Origin of the sequence: Photobacterium nomapromontoriensis (assembly GCF_050336815.1) — a bacterium.
In the GTDB taxonomy this organism is placed as follows: domain Bacteria; phylum Pseudomonadota; class Gammaproteobacteria; order Enterobacterales; family Vibrionaceae; genus Photobacterium; species Photobacterium nomapromontoriensis.
On record NZ_JAKJSL010000054.1, the window covers coordinates 1 to 26,549 of the forward strand.

A 26,549-nucleotide genomic window follows, 5' to 3' on the forward strand; every position below is an offset into this window, starting at 1 on the left:
GATATAAACCGCCGTTTAGTCACATACGAATGACAGGCTGGAGAAGCTCTGCGAGTCCGTTATCGAGCTACGCTATGACAAATCAATGGTTCAATGAACTTGGTTTAGTCAATATTGAACATGTTGTGACAGGGCATGTGTTCAGCACTTACGCTGAATGGAAATGTACATGAGCCGTATACGAGGTCCGTACGTACGGTTCTGTGAGAGGGATGAGGCGGCGACGCCTCACCCTACTCGATGTTCACCGTTAAGATCTGATAAGCTAATACCCTGATTTCACCAGTTTAAGCGTTATGGATACCAATCTCTCAGGCCAAGAAAATCCGTTGATCTGGCCGTTATTAAGCTTGCTTCAACGACAGCCATGCGGCTGGAAAATCCACACCCTCGCAACGGCATTAACTGAGCAAAATATACTCAAAACACTCAGCGCAGAGCCCAGCCAGGATCTCTTCAAGAAAAACTTTTTACTGATGAATGGGTTATACCAGCTTCAAGCAATGCTATTACCTGAACAATGGTTAAACGTTGTCGCGATGGATATCAGGTTAATTAACAACCACAATGGGTTAGTGCAGATTACTTGTGAAGACCCACTGCGTGACTACTATCTTGATTGGCAGCACTTTAGCACTAAAGCATCGGAAATCGACGCACTCTTAACAGCGTTTTGGCAACGCTATCGCGGCATTATCGGAAATAGCAGCCAAGAATATTCTACCCGTGCAGAAGATCTCGCCCTGTTCGGGCTCAACACAGAAGCTTCTCCATCTGCTATTCGACGCCAATGGCGACAATTAGCCCTGCGTTGGCACCCAGATCGGCCAAAGGGTAATGCCGATCGTTTCCATCTCTTGTGTAATGCGTGGCAACGCCTGAAACCGTAATCCACTTTTTAAACACGGCGATGAACAGCCCCTAAGCAGACTTAATACAGGGATGATTCACCTTCTGGCCGAGTTTTAAAGCGTCGATGTAACCACATGTATTGCTCTGGCGCTTCCATTATCGAGCGCTCGATGGCTTTATTAACATAACGGGCTGCTGCGTCAGGGTCATTGTGTGGAAACGCATCCAATGGAGGGAAAACCTTTAACGTGTATTGACCTGAATCTGTGTTGCGGACCATCGCAAACGGCACAACCGCACAGTCAGATGCATCGACCAGCAAGCTGGTTCCTGTCGTGGTACACGCCTTTTCAACGGCAAATAACGGCGCAAATGTTGATCGTCTACGACCATAATCATGATCAGGGGCGTACCATACCAGCTCCCCTTTACGTAACGCACGTAGCATGCCTTTTACATCTTTACGATCAATCATATACCTGTTCGAACGGATACGGCCATTAAATTGGAAATAATCAAAACATGGATTATTATTCGGACGATACACGCCCACACCCGGTGTCTTTATACCGAATGCCCTTGCACCAAGCTCTAAATTTAAAGAGTGAATGGCAACAAGCAAAACGCCTTTTCCCTCCTCCTCTAGACGCTTAATATGCTCAAATCCCTCATACTGAACATGACGCTCCACACGAAGATCTGGCCAAAACCACGCCATACTGGTCTCAAACAGCGCAAGTCCGGTATTGTCGATATTCTTCTTGGTGATACGATCACGCTCCTCCTGCGTCAAATCAGGGAAACATAATTTAAGATTGCGAATAATTGTCAGCTTACGCTTTTTAACAATAGACATGCCTAAACGGCCAAATAACTGCCCCAATCTGAACTGAATAAAATAGGGAAGCCAACTGATCAGATACATCAATCCAACCATCAGCAGTGTCAGCCAATAGCGCGGGTGCAAGAGAGACTTAGTGAAAGTCGGCGCAGTGAATTTACTCATACGTATTAGTATCCCGTAACATTACTATTCCGTTTTTAATTCTTTTTTCAATGCGTTACACGCAAATTTTGATCTACAAAATTTATTTTGAACAGTGCATTCTATTGCCAGAAAAACAGTGAATCAAGCGCTGTGGTCGCCGTCTTGTCAAAATTCAGCATACATTAAGCCTGTGATGAGATATTCAGCAAATAATGAGACGATTATTGTAAGCACTGATCAAGTAAAGCAATTAGGCAATATACATGCTATTTGAGTATAGTAATGTATAGCTAAGCTATCTCAAAATGCATGATTCGGCATTGATGGTAGGGAAAGCGAGGAGTAGTTGAAGAATTGGCTTGCTGGTAAATAAAAATGGCGCTAATGCTTTCATTAACGCCACCTTAACACTACGCCGTGTGTGTTGTTAGATCAGCTTGCTTTGCATACAGCGAAGCTTCACCGTCTGGACGAGTCTTAAATCGACGGTGCAACCACATGTATTGGTCAGGCGCTGCCATAATCGACGTTTCTACCACTTTATTGACAAACGCGGCAGCTTGTTCAGGATCATTACGTGGGAAATCCTTATACGGTGGTGTGATACGAATTACATATTGACCAGAATCAGATTCTCTTATCATCGAAAAAGCCAACACCTCACAGTCACTGTTATCAACCAACAAGCTGGTTCCTGTTGTTGTACAAGCCTTCTCTACAGCAAAAAGAGGGGCAAATGTTGAACGACGCTTACCATAGTCGTGATCAGGGGCATACCAAACACGACCACCAGTACGCAATGTATGAAGCATCCCTTTTACGTCTTTACGATCGATCAATGTTCGATTTGAACGAGAGCGTCCCTTATACTGAACATAATCAAAACAGGGGTTGTTATTCGGACGATAAACACCACAACCTGACTTATGAATACCAAATGCCCTTGCACCCAGTTCCAAATTCAGCGAGTGGACAGCAATAAATAATCCACCTTTCCCCTCACGCTCAAGCTGTTCAATATGCTCTAAACCTTCAATTCGCACGTGACGCTTAACCCTGGCATCAGACCAAAACCACGCCATACCGGTTTCAAACAGGGCGAGGCCGCAGTTATCAATATTGCTGACAATCATCGCATCCCTTTCTTTAGCATCCATTTTTGGAAAACAAAGTTCAAGATTACGTTCTATAGTAAACCGTCTCTTTTTCATCAACCCTAAGGTTAAGCGGCCTATCCCTTTTCCCAGTAAACGCTGGACAACGTATGGAAGCCAACTAAGCAAGTACATTACACCGATCAGCAATAATGTTGGCCAGTAACGAGGGGTAAGAAACTTCCAAGAGAAGCGCGGTGCAATTATTTTGCTCATAAAAAAAGAGGATCACTCATTGAAGTCAACATTTTCTAGCACGTTGAAACGTAGGAATACGAAGCAGAATCATACGCCGAGAACCGCCAAAAAAATAGCTAATTTACTGTCAAAAGTTTTTTTTCTGACGATAAAGCTACAAATAGAATAATTATCAAATAACCACCTGAAAATAGAGACTTTTACTCCAGCGCCGTTCACAGCAAAAGAGACAATATTGACCCTATATTCACCGCGCAGTTTCATTTCATTATTAAAATCCAAATAAATCGCGAACAAACCAACTCAAAAATGAACATTATGATCAAAATACAAGCAATAAGTTGAGCGCCGCCTAGAACAAAATGTGATATTTAATGCATATCATAGTGAAAACAAAAGGCGTAATTATTATCGTATTGTGGATTGAGAGGCGATCAACAGAACGTGGATCGCCGATAAGCAAATAACATTAATCAATTGCTGAATTACTCATAATCCAGCAATAGCGGAGATGAATTATTTTTTCTTATCCATCATTGCCTTGAGGTCCGCAAACGGATTAAAGGTCGCTGCTTTATGGTCATTTTCACCCGCTTTCACCACGCTACCAAGCTGGTTGTCGTGCTCAGTGTATTTTTCATGTTCATGATCGTGACAAAACAAACACAATAACTCCCAGTTACTACCGTCAGCGGGATTATTTGTATGATCATGATCGACATGGTGGACCGTCAGCTCACGCAAGTTCGAATAGACAAATTCTCGAGAACAGCGGCCACATACCCAAGGGTAAATTTTCAAGGCTTTTTCTCGATAACCTTGCTCTTGACGGGCATAGGCCGCACTGGTTCCGTTGTAATCTGATGACATTTTCACACCTAAATAAACAGTATTGATCTCGGCGAGTGTAACCAATTTCTCGGCGGTTCGCCCTAACCTTGCAATAATTTCATGAATAATCTCACCAAACCAGCAAAGTTGCGCTAAAAATGAAAGACACCGTTGTAAAATCACGAGGATAACAAACGATCGTAGTTTCCTATTCATGATCCCACAATCGTCTTACGACAGCTCTGTGTCAGGCCTATGACAGAGTCATGTCAGACTTGGTTGCCTGATAATTAACCGACAAGAAAGTTAAATGCTTCAATTCGGGCAAAAAAATGGGAGGCTTAGGTGTAAAGCAATTTGATTATGATAATATTCGACATAATTTGTGAATAAATATCTCACTGGTATAGAGAAGACGGAATATGGCGTTTGATTTTTCTAAATTGACTGTAGATTTATCGGCGGTGCCGACAACGATTGACATGGGGCATGCGTGGCTTGGCGGTTTACTGCTTATCATGCTTGTGCTTTATGTCACGAAAAAAGGCAAACCGGTAGAAATCGAAAAAGTTGTCGAGAAAGAAGTCGAGAAAATTGTCGAGGTTGAAAAACCTGTCGAGAAAATCATCGAAGTTGAAAAGGTTGTTGAAGTCGAAAAAATCGTCGAGAAGATCGTTGAAGTTGAACCAAAGCTGAAAACATCAACGCCAGACTCTGCGCTTCAATTGCTTTCATTGCTTCAGCAAGAAGCTCGCTTTATTGACTTCATGCAAGAAGATCTCAAAGGCTTCGCTGATGCCGAAATTGGTGCTGCTGCCCGTGTAATCCATGAGGGAGGCCATAAAGTGCTAAACGAGTACTTCGCCTTTGCACCAATACGTAGCGAAGAAGAAGAAACCCGTATCACTTTGCCACAAGGCTTTAATCCATCGGAAGTACGCCTTACTGGTAATGTCGTGGGTGAAGCACCTTTTACCGGAACCCTAATTCACCGTGGCTGGAAAGTAACAGACGTTAAGCTACCTAAGTTAGCTGACGGTCATGATACACGAATTGTTGCGGCCGCTGAGGTTGAACTGTAATGCAAGAGACACAAGAACATCGCTACAGTGTTGGTATCGATTTAGGTACTACTCACTGCGTTTTATCCTACGTTGATCTACAAGACGAAACGACACAAGTTACCGTCATGCCCATTGCACAGCTAACAACGCCTGGCAATGTGGAAGAGAGAGATCAGCTACCGTCATTCATGTACCAAGCTCATGAATCTGAGCTAGCAGAAGGTGATACCGCTCTACCTTGGAGCAGCAAGCCGAATGCTATCGTTGGTGCTCTGGCCCGTAACTTGGGAAGCAAAACCCCTATCCGGCTTATTTCGAGTGCGAAAAGCTGGTTATGCCACGGTGGTGTCAACCGCCGCGACGCGTTTTTGCCGTTAAACAGCCCAGAAGAAGTTGCAAAGGTTTCACCTGTTGAAGCCACTCGTCAATACTTAGCACACCTTGCTAACGCTTGGGATTTCCAGCACCCTGACACACCGCTTTTCGAACAAGATGTTACCATCACGGTACCAGCCTCTTTCGATCCAGCGGCACGTGAACTGACAGCTGAAGCCGCACGAGAAGTCGGCTTCAAACACATGACCCTGCTTGAAGAGCCACAGGCGGCTGTCTACAGCTGGCTAAAGAACAACGAAGAGACCTGGCGCGATCAAGTTACCCTTGGTGACGTGATCCTTGTGGTGGATATCGGTGGTGGTACCACTGACCTCTCTTTGGTGGCGGTCACTGAGGAAGACGGCAACCTGACACTGAACCGTGTCGCGGTTGGCGATCATATCCTACTTGGTGGCGACAACATGGACTTGGCTCTAGCCTACCGTCTGAAGATGAAGCTAGCCCAAGAAGGTAAGCAACTTCAACCTTGGCAGATCCAAGCTATCACTCATGCCTGCCGTGATGCGAAAGAAGCACTACTTAGTGATTCAGAATTGCAAGCAGTGCCGATTGTTGTACCAAGCCGTGGCTCGAAGCTATTAGGTGGCACGCTACAAACAGAGCTGACTCAAGACGAAGTCCAGCAGACACTGGTTGAAGGTTTCTTCCCTCGCACTAGTGTCGAACAACACCCTGTTGAAATGCAGCGCGGTGCCCTAACACAAATGGGTCTGCCATATGCACAAGATGCCGCTGTGTCACGCCATGTCGCAGGTTTCTTAAGCCGTCAGTCTTCTGCTGTTGACGAGCTATTTGAAAAATACGACCAATTGCATGAGGGCTTTATTCGCCCGACTGCAATCTTGTTCAACGGTGGTGTTCTGAAATCAGATCTGCTGTCTGAACGTCTGCTTTCTATCATTAATAGCTGGCTGACAACAGCAGGAAGCCCTGAAGCGAAACGTCTGCAAGGACTGGATCTTGATCTAGCAGTTGCCAGCGGTGCTTCTTACTATGGTTCGGTCCGTAAAGGTAAAGGCGTGCGTATCCGCGGTGGTATCGCAAGCAGTTACTACGTGGGCATCGAAAGTTCTATGCCCGCTATTCCAGGTATGGAACCACCGATGGAAGCCCTGTGTGTGGCACCATTTGGTATGGAAGAAGGCACACACGCTGACGTTCCAAGCCGTGAATTCGGTTTGATCATTGGCCAGCCTGTGCAGTTTAAATTCTTCGGTTCAACGGTTCGCCGCGAAGATCCAGCGGGTACCCACCTAGATTGGTGGCAACCTGAAGAACTGGAAGAATTACCGGCTATTCAGGTTACCCTACCGGTTGCTGAAGGTCGTCAAGCCGGTCAAGTTGTTCCGGTACGCCTAGCCTCACGCGTCACAGAGCTTGGCACTCTTTGCTTAGAAGCCATTCCAACAGATGGTGGCGAAAAATGGCAAGTTGAATTTGATGTCCGTGACAATTAATTCATCTTCAAACGGCGCTTTATAGCGCCGTTTTTATATCCACCTGACTGAAATTAAATTCAACCAGCACAAGCCAATCTTGTGATGGTTCTCTTAATCAAAAACAAAATACGATCTGCACTGGAGTAATGCATGTCTTCCCCTCGCTATCTTGTCGGCATTGACCTCGGGACTACCCACACTGTTGTTGCCTATACCCCTATATCCGATGATCTCGAATCAAGCCCGATCAAGATATTTGACATTGACCAGCTCATCGCCCCCGGTGAAGTTGCTCGTAAGCCCCTACTCCCCTCTTTTCGCTATCACCCATCTGAAGGTGAAATAGATCCATCGCAGCTGGTTCTCCCTTGGGAGATAAAACCAGTTAATGGCGACATAGAACATGCCATTATTGGTACATTGGCCCGTGAACTTGGCGCAAAAGTCGAAGGTCGCCAAGTGGTCAGCGCCAAAAGCTGGCTCTCACATACTGGGGTAGACCGCAGCGAAGCGATTCTGCCATGGTCTGCCACTGGCAATGTCAGTAAAGTGTCTCCCGTTGTCGCCAGTGCCAGTTATCTCAATCATGTTCATCAAGCATGGGATTATCACCACCCCAGTGACAAACTTAATGATCAAGAAGTGGTTATCACTGTCCCTGCATCATTTGACGAAGCAGCACGCGCACTGACACTAGAAGCGGCCGCACTGGCAGGGCTTGATAACATCTTACTGCTAGAAGAGCCACAAGCCGTTTGCTATGACTGGTATGCCAATAATAAAGACCACGCCGAAGCATTACTAAAAGACATTCCCCTACTGATGGTTTGTGATGTCGGTGGCGGCACCACTGATTTAAGTTTGATTAAAGTCGGTACTCAAGACGAGAAACTGACTCTGGATCGTATCGGTGTCGGTGACCACCTTATGCTTGGTGGCGATAATATCGATTTAGCCTTAGCGCATGTAGCAGAACAACGCTTACATGGTAGCACGAAGAAACTCAGTGCGTCCGGTTTATCAAAACTTATTCAGCAAACCCGTAAAGTCAAAGAACAGCTATTATCAGGCAATGCACCTGACACCGCGAAAGTCACTATGCTTGGCGGCGGATCACGACTAATTGGTGGTGCAAAAAGTATCGACTTAACCCGTGACGAAGTACATAACATTGCACTTAATGGCTTTTTTCCACAAACCGCGTTTGATGACCAACCCAATCAGCGTCAGGCTGCCGTGGTCGAGTTTGGCTTGCCCTATGCGGCTGACCCAGCAATCACTAAACACATGGCTCAGTTCATTGAACTGCATGACAGCGTGTGTCGAGAGTCTTTTGCTGCACAGGGAATTACCTTATCTCCGAAGCAGCCCGCGATACCCGTTGCTGTACTGCTGAACGGTGGTGTATTTAACAGCCCATTACTCTCTGATCGCGTTCTGTCTACCTTTACACAGTGGCGAGGTGACACGGTCACAAATCTGCTTAATCCACACCCAGACCTAGCAGTTGCCTTTGGTGCCGTAGCGTATGCCAAAGCGCGTCATGGTGCCCAACTTAAAATCGGGGGTGGTTCTGCACGCTCATTCTTCTTGATGCTAGAAGACAAAAAGAAAAACCAGCAAGGCCTTTGTATTCTGCCCAAAGGCATTGATGAAGGAACTGAAATCCGCCTCAAAGACCGGAAATTCGCCCTCACTCTTGGCGAACCTGTTCGGTTCAATCTTGTCTCATCAACCGATGATAACCATACTCAAGCCGGTGAGCTATTTAGCCTTGATAATGACTGTTTTATTTCTTTGCCTCCATTTATCGCAACGCTAGATAGTGAACGAGATCGCGCTGAGCTTGCCGCAAACCAAAAAGATCGAGAAGAAGTCACTCTAGCCTGTCAACTCACAGAAGTCGGTACCTTACAAATAGAGTGCGTAAGTGTGAATGATGAGTCAAAACGCTGGAAAGTCGAATTTGCTATTCGCAAAGACTTAGCCAAACTCAATCAAAACAACGGATCTACGTTGGCAGAATCCGCATTGCCTAGCCGGATGGATGATGCTATCGCTCTGATTAAACAAGCGTATGGTGGCAGCACAAAGCATACCGACCCAACCACAATCAAAACCCTACGTAATACATTGGATAAAATGTTAGGCAAGCGTGATAACTGGGAGACTCCTTGTCTACGTGAACTCGCTAACTCGCTGCTAGACAGTAAAAAACGCCGACGTCGCTCCGACATCCACGAGCGTAACTGGCTGAAGTTAACAGGGTTTACCCTACGTCCAGGTTTTGGTTATCCATCCGATGAATGGCGAATGGAACAAGTTTGGGCACTCTATCAACACGGTATCCAATTTGATAACAATATCCAAACCTGGAGTGATTGGTGGACATTCTGGCGTCGTATCGCAGGAGGGTTAAACCAGCAGCAACAGTTAGTGATCTACAAAGACATCGCTAAGTATATCAATCCAAGCGCAAGCCGTGACAGCAAGCTGGCTAAAGAAATGCAGGAACGAAGCTACGAAGATATGGTACGTCTGGCGGCATCATTAGAAAATCTGCCGTTTGACAAGAAACTACAGTTGATCGAATGGATTTTCGGTCGACTGCAGAAAACACAGTTCTCACAGGCACACTGGTGGGCAATAGGCCGCATTGCTACCCGCTCGCCATTTTACGGTAGCGCACATAACCTATTAACACCGCAGCATGTGGCATTTTGCTTACCTGAACTCATGACATTTGATTGGCGAAAAGATCCCAATATTGCGTTTGCCGCCGTGATGATGAGCCGAATGACAGGCGATCGAACTCTTGATCTTGATGATACCAATAGAGCAATTGTCTTAGATAAACTGAAAGCCAGTAAGGTGCCGGAAAGTTGGATAGAAATGGTCGCTACCGTAAAAGTACTCACAGAGAGTGAAACGAAACGTGTCTTTGGGGATGCACTACCAACGGGATTACGCTTGCTTGATTAAGGTTCTGTTAGGGTTCAACTGGTAATCTTTTTAGTATCAATGATAACGAGTATTTATTCCTTTATGGCCTCATTCGGGAATACTTTGCCTAGCGAGAATTTACATATGAACCAGTCACAATATCAAATTATTGCGCAGCGGATTTTCAAATCTGATAACCAGCGGGTAGCAGTGGAAGCCGTTATCTTTGAAGGTCTGTCAAGTTACGAAGCCGAAAAACGTTTTGAAGTGCCCAAAGGCACCCTTTCGCGCAATGTTCGTAAGTACAAACGTGAAATTGAATACCTTCAATCAGTCGCAGCCGCATAACACGGTTTGATATTGACGAGAAATGAAAACGGAGAGTCTTGGAACTCTCCGTTTTGCTATCATGCGCCAATAATCGCAGTGCTATATCATTCTTGATGCGTCGTCACGGCCTCTCAGCCAACAGCTAAACAAATACATTAAGACACCGATGGTTAATAAGCTTACATTCGATAACAGACCAAAACTCAAGTAGACCACCATTGGCGATGATCCCGTCAGAATAGAGACAGGTAACCAATAAATATCAGAGAACATGCTCCCCGCGGCTCCTGCCCCTGTCGCTTGGAATAGAGCAATCTTAATGAGTACAACACCCATAATCACGGTCAATAATGGGTAACGCACTAACTGCGAGATAACTAAGAGAATGCAAGCCAGAGGAAAGAGTGCCAAACTCATGATTGATAAACGACCGATAAATTCAACCCAATGCACCATAATACCTGACAATGAAATCCCCATGGATGCCATCATGTCACCATGCAACCAGAATGACGCCATTAACCAGACTATAAAATCCGAAAATAAGAGTAATAATGATGCAATAAATGGCACTATCACTAAAACAAAGAGCAATTTAGCGAAAATCATTAAATGATCGGATACCGGAGCAGAACGCCAAAACAATAAGGTTCCCTCTTGTTTTTCCTTACGCAACGTCTTGGGTACATATATCAGAAACAGAGTCAGAGACAAAATACCAGCAACTATCTCATTCAGTTTGCCAATCAGCCCTGCGAACTGATCTGAGTTACCCCCCCAGTCAATCACCCCATTACCTGTTGACTGAATAGAAACTGATACGTTATCGCCACTCATTACAAGCATAAAATTAACGACAGCAAACAAGGCTAGAAATAACGGTAGTTTGATAACGATGCGGTATTCAATGAATTCTTTTTCAAGTAAAGTCAGTAACGTTTTCATTATGCCCCCTGCTGTAGCGCAACAAATACTTCTGCCAATGTGGGGGTTGATACCTTACCTAACGCCGCTAACTTTGTTACATCAATGTTATCGTAATATCCCACCATTTCGTTCACTCCAGATTGGACATACAGTGGTTTTGTTGCTTCAGCCGATTTTCGTTGCTCCGGTGCAATAGTGACTTTGCTAAATCGTGTTTGTACCTTTTCTATCTTGCCATCAAACACAGGCTTACCTTTTTTAAGGATAAGCACATCGGTTAGCAGATGAGCGATCTCATCGACTTCATGGCTAGCAATAATCAACGCTCTGTCACCTTGCTGAAACCATGCCATTAATTGCTGGTAAAATGTTTCTCTAAACATCAGATCCAGCCCCAATGTGGGTTCATCAAGGATCAAAATCCGCGCATCAGTTGACATGATCAATGCGAGATGAAGCTGCACTTTCATCCCCTTTGATAAACGAGATATTTTTGTTTGCTGTTTGATATCCGTCTGAGATAGGAATTTCGCCATTCGCTCATCATTAAATCCAGAATGAACACCTGCACTATACTTAATAATCTGCTTCACTGTCATCCATTCAGGAAGTACAGCAGCATCAGAAATATACGCTAAATCACGAACAATATTGACCCGATTTTTTTGTGGTTCTAATCCGAATATCGATAACTCACCATCATAGTCATGCATGCCGAGCAAGCATTTGATCAGTGTTGACTTACCTGCACCATTATGACCAAGCAAACCGAGAACTTGACCCGATTCTAATTGAAGATTGACCTCCATCAGCGCGCGAAAGCGACCATAAGATTTCCCTAGCTGATGCGATTGAACCAAGGTTTCCACTATTTTAAGCCTTTTAATTTTATGAACTGAAACAAGGAGGCATATTCTGGCCAATTAAAACTTATGACCTGCAATATCACACACTGAGGCCTACATTGCTCGTCAGTTTAGCCAAGCAGCCACAAAGAACCAAACTATACCATATCAAGCTTTAACGAATGGGGAGAGAGTGAGAAAATGATCGCTCAATTTCATATTAATTTAACAATAAGAAAGTACGCCAGATATTTCTAGCGCACTAAAGAGGCAGGATAATTACACTCTGTACTAATATAGAGTGATTTTCAGTAAAAACTGATTATTACAACCGAATACGACGATGCTCAATGTACAATCGACTTCATTTCTCAATTCAGCCTCGTATCAACAACCAGCATGCATACGTTTTAGATTATTCACTTTGTTCCATTAAATCTTCAGGGTGAACACCGTCTTTTTCCATTAGGGCTAGAATCTCGGTCATTCGAACCTGACGCGCTTCATCTTTAAATTCATGAAGTACTGCGATCAAATTATTAATCTTATGCAATGGCATACGCTTGATAACAGCCTTCTGACGACCTGGCACTTCATCAGCAAAATCAATTAGAATCTGACGATAATCAACACGCTCTTCTTTCACTGAACCTGTTTTTGTATCAACACTTTTTAGCATTGCTGATAACGCTTTTTCAGCAGCTGCAAAATTATCCATGAATATTACCTCTTAAACCGAATATCATGATTCGAGGTGCGATAAGTACGAATGACTAATAGTTGCAGTCTCTCGGTCATGATATGCGAAAATGAACAACGAATTTAAATATCTCAATGAAGAGATAAAATCTCTGTAATATTGAACCACATACGATGCAGATCACTGATTCGTTTTAAAGCAAAGATAGTGGCAATAGCTGAAGACTACATAAGGCAGTTGCGCTGATAATACCTCTTGTTCCTGATTATGTGAACTTAAATTTAACTGTAATTCGCACTTATTACGCATTTTTTGGGGAATGAGCACCTTACAATCAGTTTGGTTCAGAGTGAACAGTTTCGCAACTATCAAAACATTGCTTTTCTATTTTATAGTCAATCCAGCTTAAAACGGTTTTTCTGTGTAAACTACTGGCATTAATCAGGCCGCGTTTCAATAACATAGTTGTTCAGCATTTTGCAGCGGCACGATCAAAGCTCCTCATACAACGCGCCTCTGAGTGCACACAAACACCCTCAGCTCCCACATAGCGAGACAACGTGGGGATAAACGCCAGTCATTATTCCAACGCTTGTTTTTCATGGCTTGCCAGTATATAAGGGGGAATCTTATTCCTTTTTATCAACGCTTATGCCATTTCACAGAATACGCCGAATATCTGCCTATCTGCTACTCACAGCATGCTTACTCACCTCTCTTCACAGCGTTGCAGCCGTCAAGATAGAAGGAACATTTATCGCCACGCAATCCTGCCCGGCTTTCCAATCCATAAAAAAGAAAAGTAATCCAGGGCAACATAAAACAACTGTCGGCGAAAAATATCAAGCACGACTGTTAAACAAACCTAATGGCGATTGGGTACAACTGTCTATTCCTAATGCAAAACCATCATTGCGCTGGGTGAATATTCAGTGTGGTAAACAACCGTTATCACTGCACTCTACCACCGTCCCTACACCAAAGAAACAAACAGACAGCAAGCAGTGCCAAACTGCAGGTTTGTATGATTCATACGTTCTCGCGGTCAGTTGGCAACCTGGTTTTTGTGAACACGGTAAGTTTAAAACTAACAAACCGGAATGTGCAGCCATAAAAAACGCGCAACGTCCTGTTCATAACCTAACCTTACATGGCCTGTGGCCAAACCGACGCCAATGCGGTATCCAATATGGTTATTGTCGACCAGATAATAAGATGGAGCTATCCCAATCAACCATTGAAACTATCGCACCATGGATGCCCAATTTTTACTATCAGACAGATTTCGGCCAATACCAATGGAAAAAACACGGTTCTTGTCAATCTCGCCCAGATGACGAATATTTCCTTCTGGCGACAAACCTTGTTAAGCAAGTAGATAGCTCCCCGATTGGTGACTATATTAAAGGCCATATCGGCCGTACTATCTCCATTGCTAATTTCGAAAAAAATATGGTTCAAGCACTGGGTCAACAAGCAACTAAACGAATTCAATTGTCGTGCTTAAAAGGGCGATACTTACAGGAAATTCGATTTAACCTTGCAGAGGATTTTGAGAAATCCCCATCTTTGCGAGCAAAACTCGAAGCTGGTCCTCAAAGTCGATCATTCAAAGGCAATTGTAAGGCCTCGATACACATAGAAGATTGATTACTTTTTCAGCGTTTGAGTGCAGCAAATGTGTGAATATGGGATCGCACTAAAACTTCTGCTCTTTTGCTACTTGTTTTCTTCTCTAACTTTTGTAAACTGGCTTTGCATTCATAGTTAACATAATGAATACAAAGCTTTTTGGCGGACATTAGCGCAGTTTGGTAGCGCACTACTCTGGGGGAGTAGGGGTCGCTGGTTCAAATCCAGTATGTCCGACCAAAAGGTTTTAGTAATCCTCTGCTTTTCACTTCGATGTGCCACCTCCCTGGAATGAATATCAAACAATATCAGTGTTGTAGTTGGTAAATATTGACGTTATTTTTACATAACATTATCAATTAATTAAGGTATTATACTTTAGCTTGAATTACTTATTGTCTGCTTTTAGGTCTGTATGAAACTGCTGAATTTTTTCCGTATAAGCGCAGTTGTCTGTATCGTGATAATCTCATCCATCCTGCTGCTCGACCGCTGGTTGTCTGCGCAGGCAGCCTCCCGTATCTTTGATACGGCATCAGCGATACCACCACGTTCAATTGGGTTGGTGCTTGGCACCAGTAAATACATCGCAAAATCCCTCAATCCGTTTTATCAATACCGTATGGATGCAGCACTTACGTTATATCAGCAAGGTAAAATTGATGTGTTGCTACTCAGTGGTGATAACGCTCACCGCTCCTACAATGAACCCTGGACGATGAAGCGGGATTTGCTTAAAGCTGGACTACCAGAGCAAGACATTGTTTTAGATTATGCAGGGTTTCGCACGCTTGACTCTGTCGTTCGTGCGAAAAAGGTATTCGCGGCCGATCACTTTGTCATCATCACCCAACGCTTTCATTGTGAGCGAGCACTGTTTATTGCCGATCGCAATGATATTGATGCCATTTGTCTCGCGGTTCCCTCCCCCAAAGGGCTGTCTGGTTTAAAAATCAGAGCCAGAGAAGTACTCGCTCGCGTAAAGGCCATACTCGATCTCTATATTCTAAATATGCAGCCTAAATTTTCTGGCCCTAAAGAGCCGATCAGTCATGAATATCATGAATTAGAGGGCCCTAAGCGCCCTCATTAATCTATGCCCATTTTAACCATCCCCTGCCCCTCAGCTCAAGCATGCGCCCCTGCTGACAGATAAAAAATCGCAGTTAATGTCGGCTCATTCAAGCTTATTAAAACACGTGCTGACTACGTTATGACTTTTAATGTTTAACAGCTAGTTATCGAAAAATGTCACCTTTGTCTCGAGCCTTTTTCTTACGCTATTTATGATCACTTACTAACGGTGATTAGTATGAAGCGAACATCTTGAGGTTGCTTAGGTACCAGTTTACACGCCTGATAATTCGCCCATTTAAAGAAGATTCTGTGAGCTCGTCGATATTAACAAAAACAAAACAACTGTTAACATTGGCGCAAAGTTAGTGCTCAACTGACTGGAATATAACTAGAATCAAATTAAAGGAATGAATATGGCAGCCTTATCAATGACTCTGAGAAAGTGGCTTCTAGATCGAAACAGTCTAATTCTACTGGCCGACATTGCGCTTTTTACCCTTCTTCTAAATACCTTACCTTTTGAGAATGATGTTGTTATTGGTTTAAGCATACTGATTTTTGTCGCGGTTCTGTGGTTAACGGAAGCCCTTCATGTCAGTATTACCGCACTGCTTGTGCCAATTATCGCAGTAGGATTTGGTGTATTTGAAACGCCTCAAGCACTCAGCAGTTTTTCTAATCCCATTATTTTCTTATTTCTCGGCGGCTTTGCACTAGCGGCTGCATTACATAGACAAGAACTCGATAAGGCAATTGCAGATAAAGTCCTGCTCATTGCACAGGGGCGCATGTCTGTGGCTGTGTTTATGCTGTTTGGCGTCACAGCAGCGCTATCAATGTGGATCAGTAATACCGCAACAACAGCGATGATGTTGCCGCTTGTGCTGGGCGTGCTTAATAAAGTCAACGCAAAAAAAGAACGAGGTACATTTGTTTTTGTCTTACTCGGTATCGCTTATTGCGCCAGTATCGGAGGAATAGCAACGATTGTTGGCAGCCCGCCAAATGCGATTGCGGCGGCGGAAGTGGGCTTGAGTTTCACTGAATGGATGGCATTTGGCCTCCCTATTTCGCTGACTTTGCTCCCGATAACGGTTGGCTTACTCTACGTCATGCTTAAGCCTAATCTAAAACATACCTTTGAGTTAGACCATCAACCTGTTGAATGGAGTAATGGTAAGCTGATCACTCTGATGATCTTTGCTGTAACCGTATTACTCTGGATATTCAGCAAACCCATTAATGCCTACATCGGCGGATTCAGCAAATTTGATAGCTTAGTAGCATTAGCCGCAATCGTAATGCTTGGCGCTTCTCGTGTCGTTGAATGGAAGGATATTCAAAAATCCACCGACTGGGGCGTACTGTTACTATTTGGTGGTGGAATATGCTTAAGTAACATCCTAAAGGCAACGGGAACCAGTGTATTCCTTGCACATAGCTTAAGTGGTTTTCTTGAACAAGCGGGACTCTTTTTTACTATCTTGGTCATCGCGGCCTTCGTCGTGTTCCTCACAGAATTTGCCAGTAACACAGCCAGTGCTGCGCTCTTAGTGCCCGTTTTTGCAACGGTTGCTGAAGCGCTCGGTGTATCCCCGGTACTCTTGTCGGCACTGATTGCCGTCGCCGCATCTTGTGCCTTTATGCTTCCTGTTGCCACGCCGCCAAATGCGATTGTTTTTGGCTCTGGTCATATTGAGCAATCTGAAATGATGAAAGCGGGTATTTACTTAAACATGACATGTATCGGTGTACTAACCGTTTTCGCATACCTGTTTTGGTGATTCTAATTATCTCATTTCCATAAAAAAGGTGATCATCATGATCACCTTTCTACAAATCTACTCTGTGAGTTTCATCTTTAAACGAATACCCGGTTAGTGTTGGTCTGCCGGATAACGGACACCAATAATTTCACGGGCTTGGGTAATAATGGCACTCACAACACGCGTTCTATGCAACCCACCATATGCCGTATTGCTGGTTATAATAAGATCCGCAAACATGTCGGCCTCATAACGCATCGTGTTTTCATCTTGATCAACAGTTAGATCAACCACAGGCTCATCCCGACGATAAAGCCTAACCCCGCGACACTCTGAAATAAAATCAATCAGTAGTGTCCCCTGCTCACCTTGTATTTCACTCGGGATCACGCCATCACTTACTTTTGAATGGCTAATTGTGACATCAAAATCACGATAGTGGAGAACCAAGGTTCCATGGGCATCGACCCCCGAGTCAAGTAATACGCCCTGAGCAGTCATACTGTTCGGCTCACCGAACAGTGAGATTGCACAACTCAATGGATATATGCCGATATCCATCAATGACCCATTTGAAAACTCAGGATTAAAGGTATTAGGGTTGTCTCCATCAAGGTATTTCTGGTAGCGAGATGAATACTGACAATAGGTAAAATGTACTTTGCGTAATCGCCCCAGCTTGTCTAATGCGCGTTTTACTATGGCGAAATTAGGGGTATAAACCGTTTTCATCGCTTCAAACAATATCAGCTGCTTTTGCTGTGCCAATTCAATAAGTTCTTCAACTTCTGTATAGTTTGAAGCTAATGGTTTTTCACCAATCACATGCTTGCCTTGCAGCATAAACAATTTAGCTTGGCTGGCATGTAAAGAGTTTGGACTCGCAATATAGATCGCATCAAGCTCATCAGCCCGAGCCATTTCCTCGAGGGAATCGTAGCAATGACGTACCTGATACTTGGCAGCAAACCGCTCTGCGGTATCCAACTGCCGAGAATACACTGCAGTCAACTGATATTTTCCCGTTGACAACGCAGCGGCAATAAATCGGTCGGTAATCCAATTGGTCCCAATAACACCCAAGCGAATCATATTTTTATCCTTATTGAATTTTAGATTCAATCTCTACCCGATTACGCCCTGATCGTTTAGCTTTGTACAAAGCACTGTCCGCTCGCTGAATAAAAGAGTCAATACTTTCATCAGGCTGATATTCTGCCACACCGATACTACAGGTGATGGCTAAATTATTCCGCCACTGATAACTTTCAATGATCTCTCGAATCAGTTCTGCAAACTCTCTCGCACCACGCAAATCAGTGGCAGGACAAAAGATAATAAACTCTTCGCCCCCCCAACGCACAACGACATCTGTTTTACGGGAACGCAAATTTAAAACGCGAGCAAACTCTTTTAGTACCTCATCGCCCCCATGGTGACCTAAGGTATCGTTAATTTTTTTAAAGAAATCAATATCAAGATATACCATGGAAAACGCATGACAGTTCAATCGTGAGAACGAAATAATATCATTAAGCCAACTGTCTACCGCATGGCGATTTTGCGCTCCCGTCAAACTGTCTGTATAAGCCATTTCTTCGAACACTAATGACTGCTGATAAAGACTATCATTCACATCTTTTAAGTATTCGGCCTTAGCAACCACTTCCTGTAGCTGGTGATCTAATCGGCGTCGCTCTATCACAAGAAAGAAAACCGCCGCTAACATCCAAAGCATCATATTAATACGTAGCAGCATAGATTCCGTCATCCACTGCCCGTAGAATACTAACTTATTCAATCGCATGGAATATTTTGCATGCTTAACATAACTGCCTGTCGCAATTTCGATTTGCAAAATATTGTCTAACTGTGGCCCAGCCTTTTCTACTGGCAATTTATATTCAGCAATCCACCATGATAAAACCTGAAAAGACTTCAGGGGTATAATATGTAAACCATCACCTGGCGCATACTCTATAGCATTAAATTTAAGTGAAACAGGATCATCAGAACTAGAGTAGCTTGGGTCAAAGTTCCGTAGATAAATACGAAGGCGTTCACCCTCAACAGGGCTGAAGTAGTCAATGTCAATACCAACTGAATGGTAATTTGTCAGATCTAACCCCTTCATTTTTTTACTTAAATCAATAGCTATTTCGCAAAATGGCCAGCGTCCTTTATCTTTAAGCTCACAATTGAGAACAATAGAATGACCACTGATATCAATTTCAGATACAGAGTTGCCACCTTGAGAACTGTCATCGATACTGGAAAAATATGCATTTTTAGCATCAATAGTATATTCAGTATTAAACCCACCTAACGCATAACATAAATAAGAAACAAACGAAAAAGATAATAATGCGTATGCGGTATATCGTAACCGTCGCCTCAATTGATCCACGAAAACACCTATGAATAATAAAAACAAATCACACCGAATAGCTTTTGCTATAAAATTCAATTTATTCGATTGAAACCAGCGCCTTAGATACATTTTGAAACATTATCAGAATGCTATTCTAAGACCAAGCTGTATTTTATTAATGAAAAAGCCAGTTTATAAATCCATTTAACCTATCACATTTTCTGCAAATTAACGCAAATTTAATGTTAAGCATCATTATCAATGATGCTTAACATTTGTATTCAAATTGTCGCTAACTACGTCGTCCTCGGTTCTTATGTATTTTATGTTTTGCTTTAGCCCGACGTTTTTCACTAGAACGTCCACGTCGCAAATGATCTGGAGGGGCAATGGTTGGATCAGGCTCATACCCTTCCAACCATTGTTGAGGCAATTTTTTATCCAGTAAATCCTCAATCGCTTTTAATGCCCACTCTTCGTCGATACTCATCAACGAAATAGCATGACCCGTAAGACCAGCACGACCTGTTCGACCAATACGGTGAACATAATCTTCCGCTTTAAATGGCATGTCAAAATTCACGACATACTCTAGCTGTTCAATATCTAAACCACGTGCAGCAACGTCAGTAGCCACTAAGACGCGTACCTTACCTGATTTAAAATCATCCAGAGCGCGTTGACGAGCACCTTGACTTTTATCACCATTAATAGAGGCAGCTTTGATACCATCTTTACCCAGCTCTTTAGCTAATTCGTCAGATCCTTGCTTCGTTTTGGTAAAAACTAAAACCTGCTGCCAGTTTCTTGAACCAATTAAATAAGCCAGTAGTTCACGTTTACGATGCTTATCAACCGGATACACCATCTGTTCAACCGTAACTGCCGTTGTGTTAGCGGGCGTAACTTCAATTAACTTTGGTTCAGTCAAAATATCATAAGCCAGCTTCTTCACCTGCTTACCAAACGTTGCAGAAAAAAACAGGGTTTGGCGCGTTGTTTTCATCCGACGCATAATACGCTTTATATCATCGATAAAGCCCATATCAAGCATACGATCAGCTTCATCTAAGACCAAAAACTCAACATTTCGTAAATCCACCGTGCCAACATGGGCATGATCAAGTAAACGCCCCGGTGTAGCAACTAAGATATCCGCACCGTCACGAATGGCTTTAACCTGCACATTCATGCTAGTACCGCCATATGCTACCGCGGGTTTTATATCTAAATCTTTGCTGTAACTGCAAAGGGTATCAAACACTTGCTGAGCCAGCTCACGAGTTGGGGTCAGAATAAGCGCCCGAATCTGCTTATTACTTCGCTCTGCTAATGGCTTTTCAAGTAGCTGCTGGATAACAGGAAGGCCAAATGCAGCTGTTTTACCGGTTCCCGTCTGAGCCCCAGCCAGCACGTCATGGCCAGCAAGTATCATAGGAATCGCCTGTTGCTGAACAGGGGTTGGCTCTTTAAATCCCAAATCGGATACAATATCAACGAGTTGGCTTTGTAAGCCTAAAGAGAGGAAAGACATGAATGGTTCCGGCATTATATTAAGAGCCCGGATTCTATCAAATTTATCTATATCCAAGCTAGCTCAAGATTAACGTGCGTCTTGCGGTCGCTGAGGTATATTCATGAAAAAGAAAAAGCACCGCACAATGGCAGTGCTTTTCATCATAAACGCTATTATTGCTTAGTGATATTGAGGAATGCCGCGCCGCGTACCCCTCCCGCATCACCGTGTTTGGCTTTTAATATTTTTGGCACACGAGCAACAGAAAGCAAATGCTTAGGCAAGCGTTTTGGTAACTCACTGTAAATAAGCTCAAAATTTGATAGACCACCGCCTAACACTACAGCGTGAGGGTCAAGACCCGTTAGCAAGTTCGCTAAACAAATGGCTAATAGCTCCATAAAGCGATCAACATGCTCAACCGCTTTGGCTTCACCTTCTGCATGTCGCTTAATGATTTCAATGGCTTTCAGCTTCTCACCATAGTAGTGCGCATATAACTGCTCAAAACCACGACCGGATAAATAGTTGTCAATACACCCTTTCTGCGAACAGCCACAATCAAATAACGGTGCATTCTCACCTAAGTGAAACCATGCATCAATCGGTAGTCGCGCATGACCGAGTTCACCAGCAACGTGATTTTTACCAGAGAAAACTTGCCCATCAAACACAAGGCCACCACCAAATCCTGTACCAAGAATGAGCCCTAGTACCGATTTTTCACCTTGAAGACTCTCATCCCACGCTTCAGATAACGCAAAACAGTTGGCATCATTATCAATTTCAACACGGCGGCCTAATCGAGCTTCAAGATCTTTACGAAGGGTTCGTCCCATACCCGCAGGAATATTAGACGTCAGCAACGTACCATCTTCCGCATCTTCAATGCCAGGGATGCCGATACCAACATGACCCTCACAAGAAAACGCTTGATCCGCTTTTTCAATAATAGAGACTAATACATCGACTAACTGGTCGTAATCATCACCCGGAGTAGGAACACGCTCCGTCGCTACTCGCTCCAGTTTCTCATTAAACGCACCAAATTCAATCTTGGTGCCTCCTACATCAAAGCCGTAGTACATCCTGCACTCTCCGAAAATCAAACAAAAACAAAACTGAAAAAATTATCCACACATCTACACCTACAGACTGTGATGCAAGGCCAATTTAAAAGGGTTTAGCTGATGAATATTCGAGTTTGTTGAAATAGCCACCAAAATACGATGAAATATTACGTATCAAGGTGGTCTGTATCTACTATTAAAGCCAATATTTGCTTAATAATTAACCATGTACGTACGAAGTTGTTCTATTGAACTCTCTTCCGGCAATAACCGGTTCATTTTGCCTGTAATGTAATTTTCACGAAACACGTCAAACCACAAATCAAGCACATCTGCATTTTTCTGCTCACCATAAAGATCGATAATACGTGCGGCCACTTCGGCTGTACCCAGCTGATTTTCTTTCGAGGCTTCACGTACTTTATAGCGTGATGGTTTCTCAGGATTGATTGATAACACAGGGAAATGGTTAATATATGGGCTCTTGCGAAACATTTTCTTTGCTTCTGCCCAGCTACCATCAAGCATAATAAATAGCGGTCGCTTACCACTTTCAACTTTAACCTCTGCCGCAACACGCTCTGGCTCTGCATATTCGGCAGGAAAGACAACATAGGGCTGCCATTGAGGATCCGCTAATAATGTCAGCATTTCGGCATTGGGCTCAGTTCGAGACCAAATGTAGGCGTACGTATCTTTGAAGAGATCGGCGATTAACCGGCCTGTGTTACTCGGTTTCAGCACTTCATCATCGTACATCACCAGCAAAAAGGCAGCATTTGAATCGATGTCAGGTTTATTGGCACAGATGCACAAATGTGTTCGCAACATGCAGTACCCACAGCGCTCAACTTTCCCCCCGCGCGCAAGAAAAGGACGGGTAGAACGAGCTAAACGCTCATCGTATAATGTATGAACAGCATGAATACGCATAACAACTATAACCTAATAACAAAAACGCCAGCATTGTACTGGCGTCATGACTGGTTGCAATCATTATCGATAAACGTGTTCAATTGATCTGCAATCAGAGGGCGTTATTGAATATGTTGACTAATCGCACTATCAAACAGGTTTTTAACCAATCCTACATAATCTTCTAGAAAAACAACTTGTTCATTTGTTGGGCTACGTGTCCATGCACTCGCCAGCACTTCGTTCAGATCATCCATCACAGAATCCGCTTCTTGCAACAACTTAAAACGGAAATCGGAATCTAAATCAGGGTTTTGAGAAAACACCGCCATCAAATTAGTTGCAATCATATCTGTTACAACGTCTTCAACCGTTTCGTTACAGCTTTCTGTCGCTGCCTTCTCAAACAGAGATAGATGCTCAGTAAAATACTCGATTAGGGCGTGATAACCTTCAGACTCTACAACCATAATGTTATTAACTCGTATTGAATATAAAAAATCAATCGGGTTCTGGCAACCATGCCAAGCAAACCCTCAAGGTATATACCTTGATATCCATGATCCCAACATTCTAAAATAAATCGCTAAAATTACAATGCTCTATCGTGTCTATACCAAATTATCATCTACACCAACTCGTTATCATGCTGATTTTATATACCAGAATGGATGGGCTGATATACGGTGCATCGATTGCGTCCTTTTTGTTTTGATTGATACAGCGCATGATCAGTACATTCGAGCCACTGCTCATAGCTCTTCATCCAGGGCGCCCACTCACAAATTCCAAGGCTAATTGTCACAGTAACCGGCTTGGTATCTACTGTGACTATCGATGCTTCGACCCTTGTACGTAACCTGTCCGTAAAGTATTGAGCATGATCTGAGGAGGTGGCAGGTAAAATGACACCAAATTCTTCACCGCCATACCGTCCAGCCATATCACTGTGCCGCTTGGTTTTGCGCAGTATGTTGGAAATATTTCTGATCACTGCATCTCCTATCATGTGACCATGAGTATCATTCACTTTCTTAAAATGATCGATATCTAACATCACCAGGCTGGATGGCTGAGAAGTCTGGCGACAGTGATCAAAACCGTCTGAAAGACAACACTCCCAATGACCTCGGTTATATAATTGCGTGAGGCGATCCATCATGCTCAAATGAGTCAACTGCGCATTTGATTCACGCAGGTGGGTCTTATTTTTTGCTATATCTGACACATCAGTTAACGTTAAACATATATGGCTATAATCACCATTAAGAGATTTCAATGGTGTCAAAATTAAGTTCTGGTACATATTTGTTGAGCCACCCGTTACAGGGCTAAAATTAGTAAAATTAAAGATATTTGGCCGATCTTCCCAGCAACTAAATGATCGCATCCCTAATTTAAATGTTGACTCTATTTTACTCTTCAGCCATTCAGCAGGTAGTTCAGGGATGACTTCAAACAGGTTTTTACCCATAATTTGATCAACTCGAATCCCACTGTATGCCTGCATAAATGTATTCCATGACATTACCTGATAATTCCTATCAAGCATCACAACACCGGCATCAATATTATCAATGACCTGCATAGTTAAATGAAAATCCGTTAAATTCTCAGGGCTATTCAATACAAGGTCTCCATAATACGTTTTAGTACCAGTGTTGAGTTATTATCCATCATAAACAACACATCACAATCAACATCCAGTAATTCAGATTTATAACGATACTCAACGGTAAACAGCGCCTCTTGCTCACATTCACGCTCTTTCAGTACCATATAGTCTTCCATTAAAATAGGTTGGCGAACTGAAAATGGAATATTCATTTGTTCTGATAATGAGACAAGAAACGACGAAACCATGAGATTGGCAATATCAATCACAACTTCACTTTTTTGTTCATCCACTTCGCTAAAACCAAGTCGGTGTCCAAACGTTTTAATATCTTCACCATGCAGGCATACTAACGCTTCGCCATGAATACCACCGCCAACAAAACGCTGAGCTATCGCGGCTGAATTGTTTTTTTCTTTAATCGCATTAATTGCCATCGCTAACTCACCCGCTGTAAGCATCGCTACATTGGGTAATGGCATTTTAATAAATTCACCGAAGTGATCAGAGATAATGGCGGCTCCGCGCCCTAGGGCGACATTCGCTATTTCCTTAAACGCTGTCAGATAATGATCACGATCTGAATGAACAAAGAGCTCATCGCTATCATTGAACAAATCAATGCTATTTACCTCTTTTTGATAAATACCAAAATGTTCTAGCGTATTAAGTAATTGACTTTGATTAAAAGGCTTCGGCAGGAAGTGATTAGCACCGTATGAAATACAACGCTCTATTGCTTGTTTCTGAACATCAGCTGATAAAACAATCACTTCCGTTGAATGGGCATTCTCCGGAATCTGCTGCAATACTTCAAAACCATCCATAACTGGCATGGTAAGGTCTAAAAAAAGCACATCTATTTTTCTTGCTCTCAAGAAATCTATAGCTTGCATACCATTTTCAGCAAAATACAACGTTGCGCCATCAAGGCATGCAAGGTACTTGGACATTGCTTTGTGGACTAACGGTGAATCATCACAAATTAGAATGGCTTTGTTTTCCAGCACGGCCTAATGCCTTTTCAGTCAATAAATCGCATCAATGATAATGAATTTGCAGAATATTTACATTGAGAGTCACTCGAAATTACTGACTAAGTGAAGTAGATCGTCTTTTTAATAAATAGTTGCATTGCTATTACCGCCATCCCATACCCTTGCAACAACCAAGGTCCGATTATCTATTAGTACTCAACATTATTATGCCATATACCCAAGTTAGCTTGAGATCTCTTGGTCAGCTAAATTCGCAATATCAAAGCGTTTAAGGTATTTTGTGAATAAAATCACTATAAGGAAGTCTCAATATGACGTTTATCCGACTGGTACTTGGAAAGCTGATCTTACTTCTCAATGCTCTTTTTTCACCTAAGGCACTTCAGCGGGAAGCTCAAGAACAACAGCGGGTCAATCAAGCACTACAAGCCATCACACTCTACCAGTTTGAATCATGCCCATTTTGCGTAAAAGTCCGTCGAGCCGCAAAACGACTCAACCTGCCTTTATCGACTGTCGATGCGAAGCAAAATGAACATGGAAAAGCCCTAGTTGAAGGAGGGGGTAAACGTAAAGTCCCTTGTCTTCGTATTCAGCAAACATCAGGCGAAGTAACATGGATGTACGAATCCAATGATATTATTGCCTACCTCGAAGAGCGATTTTCACATTAACTATTCTAAATCTCCTCGAATAGATTACAGCTAGTATCGATGCATTAAATATCGGAGTGTGGTGTCGCATCACACCTCCATTACCATCATACCGCATCAAACGCTATGCATTGTTTCTTACCTGTACATCAAAAATACTCATATCCCCACATTCACCATTTCCGACGAATGTGATCTCTCTTTCAAACAATGACATATATCACTTTATCTATATCAAGTTAACACTGTCCCTTATTTTTTCATTTTCA

Annotated in this window: 23 protein-coding genes and 1 tRNA gene; 10 read left to right on the forward strand and 14 right to left on the reverse strand. The window is 43.1% G+C overall.

What is annotated here, in order from left to right; translation table 11 throughout:
• The first annotated feature begins 296 nt into the window (after positions 1–296).
• Positions 297–890 carry a DNA-J related domain-containing protein gene (locus L4D12_RS21725; protein WP_428449923.1) on the forward strand — a complete coding sequence of 198 codons (594 nt, stop codon included), beginning with the start codon at positions 297–299 and terminating at the stop codon, positions 888–890.
• 41 nt (positions 891–931) lie between these two features.
• Here the strand turns inward: L4D12_RS21725 and lpxL are convergent, their stop codons facing one another.
• From lpxL to L4D12_RS21740, 3 genes are all read right to left on the reverse strand, one after another.
• The gene (gene lpxL / locus L4D12_RS21730; RefSeq protein ID WP_428449924.1) at positions 932–1,858 is read right to left on the reverse strand and encodes an LpxL/LpxP family Kdo(2)-lipid IV(A) lauroyl/palmitoleoyl acyltransferase; all 927 of its coding nucleotides are present in this window, start codon (positions 1,856–1,858) and stop codon (positions 932–934) included.
• Between the two features lie 392 nt (positions 1,859–2,250).
• The gene (locus L4D12_RS21735) at positions 2,251–3,210 is read right to left on the reverse strand and encodes an LpxL/LpxP family Kdo(2)-lipid IV(A) lauroyl/palmitoleoyl acyltransferase (protein ID WP_428449925.1); all 960 of its coding nucleotides are present in this window, start codon (positions 3,208–3,210) and stop codon (positions 2,251–2,253) included.
• A 498-nt stretch (positions 3,211–3,708) separates the two neighbouring features.
• Positions 3,709–4,062, reverse strand: coding sequence for a YajD family HNH nuclease (locus tag L4D12_RS21740; protein WP_428449961.1), 354 nt, complete (start codon positions 4,060–4,062; stop codon positions 3,709–3,711).
• A 404-nt stretch (positions 4,063–4,466) separates the two neighbouring features.
• On the opposite strand from L4D12_RS21740, the gene L4D12_RS21745 reads away from it, so the two are divergent.
• The 4 genes from L4D12_RS21745 (at position 4,467) to L4D12_RS21760 (ending at position 10,213) form a co-directional block, all read left to right on the forward strand.
• Positions 4,467–5,105: a DUF2760 domain-containing protein gene (locus L4D12_RS21745; RefSeq protein WP_428449962.1), complete on the forward strand. Its 639-nt coding sequence runs from the start codon at positions 4,467–4,469 to the stop codon at positions 5,103–5,105.
• Positions 5,105–6,940 carry an Hsp70 family protein gene (locus L4D12_RS21750; RefSeq protein ID WP_428449926.1) on the forward strand — a complete coding sequence of 612 codons (1,836 nt, stop codon included), beginning with the start codon at positions 5,105–5,107 and terminating at the stop codon, positions 6,938–6,940. The genes L4D12_RS21745 and L4D12_RS21750 overlap by 1 nt, the downstream gene beginning before the upstream one ends.
• A 132-nt stretch (positions 6,941–7,072) precedes the next feature.
• The gene (locus L4D12_RS21755; RefSeq protein ID WP_428449927.1) at positions 7,073–9,904 is read left to right on the forward strand and encodes an Hsp70 family protein; all 2,832 of its coding nucleotides are present in this window, start codon (positions 7,073–7,075) and stop codon (positions 9,902–9,904) included.
• Positions 9,905–10,009: 105 nt separating this feature from the next.
• On the forward strand, positions 10,010–10,213 hold the full coding sequence (locus L4D12_RS21760; protein WP_428449928.1) for a helix-turn-helix domain-containing protein: 204 nt from the start codon (positions 10,010–10,012) through the stop codon (positions 10,211–10,213).
• A gap of 81 nt (positions 10,214–10,294) precedes the next feature.
• On the opposite strand, the gene L4D12_RS21765 is transcribed toward L4D12_RS21760, so the two are convergent.
• The 3 genes from L4D12_RS21765 to L4D12_RS21775 form a co-directional block, all read right to left on the reverse strand.
• Complete coding sequence (locus tag L4D12_RS21765) at positions 10,295–11,140, reverse strand: ABC transporter (RefSeq protein ID WP_428449929.1); 846 nt, start codon at positions 11,138–11,140, stop codon at positions 10,295–10,297.
• On the reverse strand, positions 11,140–11,991 hold the full coding sequence (locus L4D12_RS21770; protein WP_428449930.1) for an ABC transporter ATP-binding protein: 852 nt from the start codon (positions 11,989–11,991) through the stop codon (positions 11,140–11,142). Before L4D12_RS21770 ends, L4D12_RS21765 begins: the two co-directional genes overlap by 1 nt.
• Before the next feature lie 391 nt (positions 11,992–12,382).
• Positions 12,383–12,685, reverse strand: a complete 303-nt coding sequence (locus L4D12_RS21775; RefSeq protein ID WP_428449931.1) for a hypothetical protein — start codon at positions 12,683–12,685, stop codon at positions 12,383–12,385.
• 633 nt (positions 12,686–13,318) lie between these two features.
• On the opposite strand from L4D12_RS21775, the gene L4D12_RS21780 reads away from it, so the two are divergent.
• The 4 genes from L4D12_RS21780 (at position 13,319) to L4D12_RS21795 (ending at position 17,160) form a co-directional block, all read left to right on the forward strand.
• Entirely contained in the window at positions 13,319–14,317 is a 999-nt protein-coding gene (locus L4D12_RS21780; RefSeq protein WP_428449932.1) for a ribonuclease T2 family protein, read from the forward strand.
• Between the two features lie 145 nt (positions 14,318–14,462).
• Positions 14,463–14,539: transfer RNA gene (locus tag L4D12_RS21785), tRNA-Pro, on the forward strand.
• 175 nt (positions 14,540–14,714) lie between these two features.
• Positions 14,715–15,392: a SanA/YdcF family protein gene (locus L4D12_RS21790; protein ID WP_428449933.1), complete on the forward strand. Its 678-nt coding sequence runs from the start codon at positions 14,715–14,717 to the stop codon at positions 15,390–15,392.
• A 397-nt stretch (positions 15,393–15,789) separates the two neighbouring features.
• Positions 15,790–17,160: an SLC13 family permease gene (locus L4D12_RS21795; protein WP_428449934.1), complete on the forward strand. Its 1,371-nt coding sequence runs from the start codon at positions 15,790–15,792 to the stop codon at positions 17,158–17,160.
• Between the two features lie 93 nt (positions 17,161–17,253).
• Here L4D12_RS21795 and L4D12_RS21800 read toward each other — a convergent pair whose 3' ends face one another.
• From L4D12_RS21800 to L4D12_RS21835, 8 genes are all read right to left on the reverse strand, one after another.
• Complete coding sequence (locus tag L4D12_RS21800) at positions 17,254–18,234, reverse strand: Gfo/Idh/MocA family protein (RefSeq protein ID WP_428449935.1); 981 nt, start codon at positions 18,232–18,234, stop codon at positions 17,254–17,256.
• A 10-nt stretch (positions 18,235–18,244) separates the two neighbouring features.
• The gene (locus L4D12_RS21805) at positions 18,245–19,549 is read right to left on the reverse strand and encodes a GGDEF domain-containing protein (protein WP_428449936.1); all 1,305 of its coding nucleotides are present in this window, start codon (positions 19,547–19,549) and stop codon (positions 18,245–18,247) included.
• A 256-nt stretch (positions 19,550–19,805) separates the two neighbouring features.
• Complete coding sequence (locus L4D12_RS21810; protein WP_428449937.1) at positions 19,806–21,062, reverse strand: DEAD/DEAH box helicase; 1,257 nt, start codon at positions 21,060–21,062, stop codon at positions 19,806–19,808.
• Positions 21,063–21,202: 140 nt separating this feature from the next.
• Entirely contained in the window at positions 21,203–22,117 is a 915-nt protein-coding gene (gene nagK, locus L4D12_RS21815; protein ID WP_428449938.1) for an N-acetylglucosamine kinase, read from the reverse strand.
• A gap of 195 nt (positions 22,118–22,312) precedes the next feature.
• Positions 22,313–23,032 (reverse strand): tRNA-uridine aminocarboxypropyltransferase, encoded by a 720-nt coding sequence (locus L4D12_RS21820; protein WP_428449939.1) that lies wholly within the window; start codon positions 23,030–23,032, stop codon positions 22,313–22,315.
• Positions 23,033–23,136: 104 nt separating this feature from the next.
• Positions 23,137–23,484, reverse strand: a complete 348-nt coding sequence (locus L4D12_RS21825; protein ID WP_428449940.1) for a DUF3802 family protein — start codon at positions 23,482–23,484, stop codon at positions 23,137–23,139.
• A 185-nt stretch (positions 23,485–23,669) separates the two neighbouring features.
• Positions 23,670–24,602 carry a sensor domain-containing diguanylate cyclase gene (locus L4D12_RS21830; protein ID WP_428449963.1) on the reverse strand — a complete coding sequence of 311 codons (933 nt, stop codon included), beginning with the start codon at positions 24,600–24,602 and terminating at the stop codon, positions 23,670–23,672.
• Positions 24,603–24,637: 35 nt separating this feature from the next.
• Positions 24,638–25,639 carry a response regulator gene (locus L4D12_RS21835; protein ID WP_428449941.1) on the reverse strand — a complete coding sequence of 334 codons (1,002 nt, stop codon included), beginning with the start codon at positions 25,637–25,639 and terminating at the stop codon, positions 24,638–24,640.
• 299 nt (positions 25,640–25,938) lie between these two features.
• Between L4D12_RS21835 and L4D12_RS21840 the strand changes: the two genes are divergently transcribed.
• The gene (locus tag L4D12_RS21840) at positions 25,939–26,301 is read left to right on the forward strand and encodes a glutaredoxin family protein (protein WP_428449942.1); all 363 of its coding nucleotides are present in this window, start codon (positions 25,939–25,941) and stop codon (positions 26,299–26,301) included.
• Positions 26,302–26,549: the final 248 nt, after the last annotated feature.

What these genes read in the sequence shown, in the direction of transcription:
- L4D12_RS21840 (WP_428449942.1), top strand. Translation starts at nt 25,939, where the DNA reads ATGACGTTTATCCGACTGGTACTTGGAAAGCTGATCTTACTTCTCAAT.
- L4D12_RS21765 (WP_428449929.1), bottom strand. Translation starts at nt 11,140, where the DNA reads ATGAAAACGTTACTGACTTTACTTGAAAAAGAATTCATTGAATACCGC.
- L4D12_RS21830 (WP_428449963.1), bottom strand. Translation starts at nt 24,602, where the DNA reads ATGCAGGTCATTGATAATATTGATGCCGGTGTTGTGATGCTTGATAGG.
- L4D12_RS21780 (WP_428449932.1), top strand. Translation starts at nt 13,319, where the DNA reads ATGCCATTTCACAGAATACGCCGAATATCTGCCTATCTGCTACTCACA.
- L4D12_RS21760 (WP_428449928.1), top strand. Translation starts at nt 10,010, where the DNA reads ATGAACCAGTCACAATATCAAATTATTGCGCAGCGGATTTTCAAATCT.
- L4D12_RS21750 (WP_428449926.1), top strand. Translation starts at nt 5,105, where the DNA reads ATGCAAGAGACACAAGAACATCGCTACAGTGTTGGTATCGATTTAGGT.
- L4D12_RS21735 (WP_428449925.1), bottom strand. Translation starts at nt 3,210, where the DNA reads ATGAGCAAAATAATTGCACCGCGCTTCTCTTGGAAGTTTCTTACCCCT.
- lpxL (WP_428449924.1), bottom strand. Translation starts at nt 1,858, where the DNA reads ATGAGTAAATTCACTGCGCCGACTTTCACTAAGTCTCTCTTGCACCCG.
- L4D12_RS21810 (WP_428449937.1), bottom strand. Translation starts at nt 21,062, where the DNA reads ATGCCGGAACCATTCATGTCTTTCCTCTCTTTAGGCTTACAAAGCCAA.
- L4D12_RS21790 (WP_428449933.1), top strand. Translation starts at nt 14,715, where the DNA reads ATGAAACTGCTGAATTTTTTCCGTATAAGCGCAGTTGTCTGTATCGTG.
- L4D12_RS21800 (WP_428449935.1), bottom strand. Translation starts at nt 18,234, where the DNA reads ATGATTCGCTTGGGTGTTATTGGGACCAATTGGATTACCGACCGATTT.
- L4D12_RS21725 (WP_428449923.1), top strand. Translation starts at nt 297, where the DNA reads ATGGATACCAATCTCTCAGGCCAAGAAAATCCGTTGATCTGGCCGTTA.
- L4D12_RS21775 (WP_428449931.1), bottom strand. Translation starts at nt 12,685, where the DNA reads ATGGATAATTTTGCAGCTGCTGAAAAAGCGTTATCAGCAATGCTAAAA.
- L4D12_RS21755 (WP_428449927.1), top strand. Translation starts at nt 7,073, where the DNA reads ATGTCTTCCCCTCGCTATCTTGTCGGCATTGACCTCGGGACTACCCAC.
- L4D12_RS21820 (WP_428449939.1), bottom strand. Translation starts at nt 23,032, where the DNA reads ATGCGTATTCATGCTGTTCATACATTATACGATGAGCGTTTAGCTCGT.
- L4D12_RS21795 (WP_428449934.1), top strand. Translation starts at nt 15,790, where the DNA reads ATGGCAGCCTTATCAATGACTCTGAGAAAGTGGCTTCTAGATCGAAAC.
- L4D12_RS21740 (WP_428449961.1), bottom strand. Translation starts at nt 4,062, where the DNA reads ATGTCATCAGATTACAACGGAACCAGTGCGGCCTATGCCCGTCAAGAG.
- nagK (WP_428449938.1), bottom strand. Translation starts at nt 22,117, where the DNA reads ATGTACTACGGCTTTGATGTAGGAGGCACCAAGATTGAATTTGGTGCG.
- L4D12_RS21825 (WP_428449940.1), bottom strand. Translation starts at nt 23,484, where the DNA reads ATGGTTGTAGAGTCTGAAGGTTATCACGCCCTAATCGAGTATTTTACT.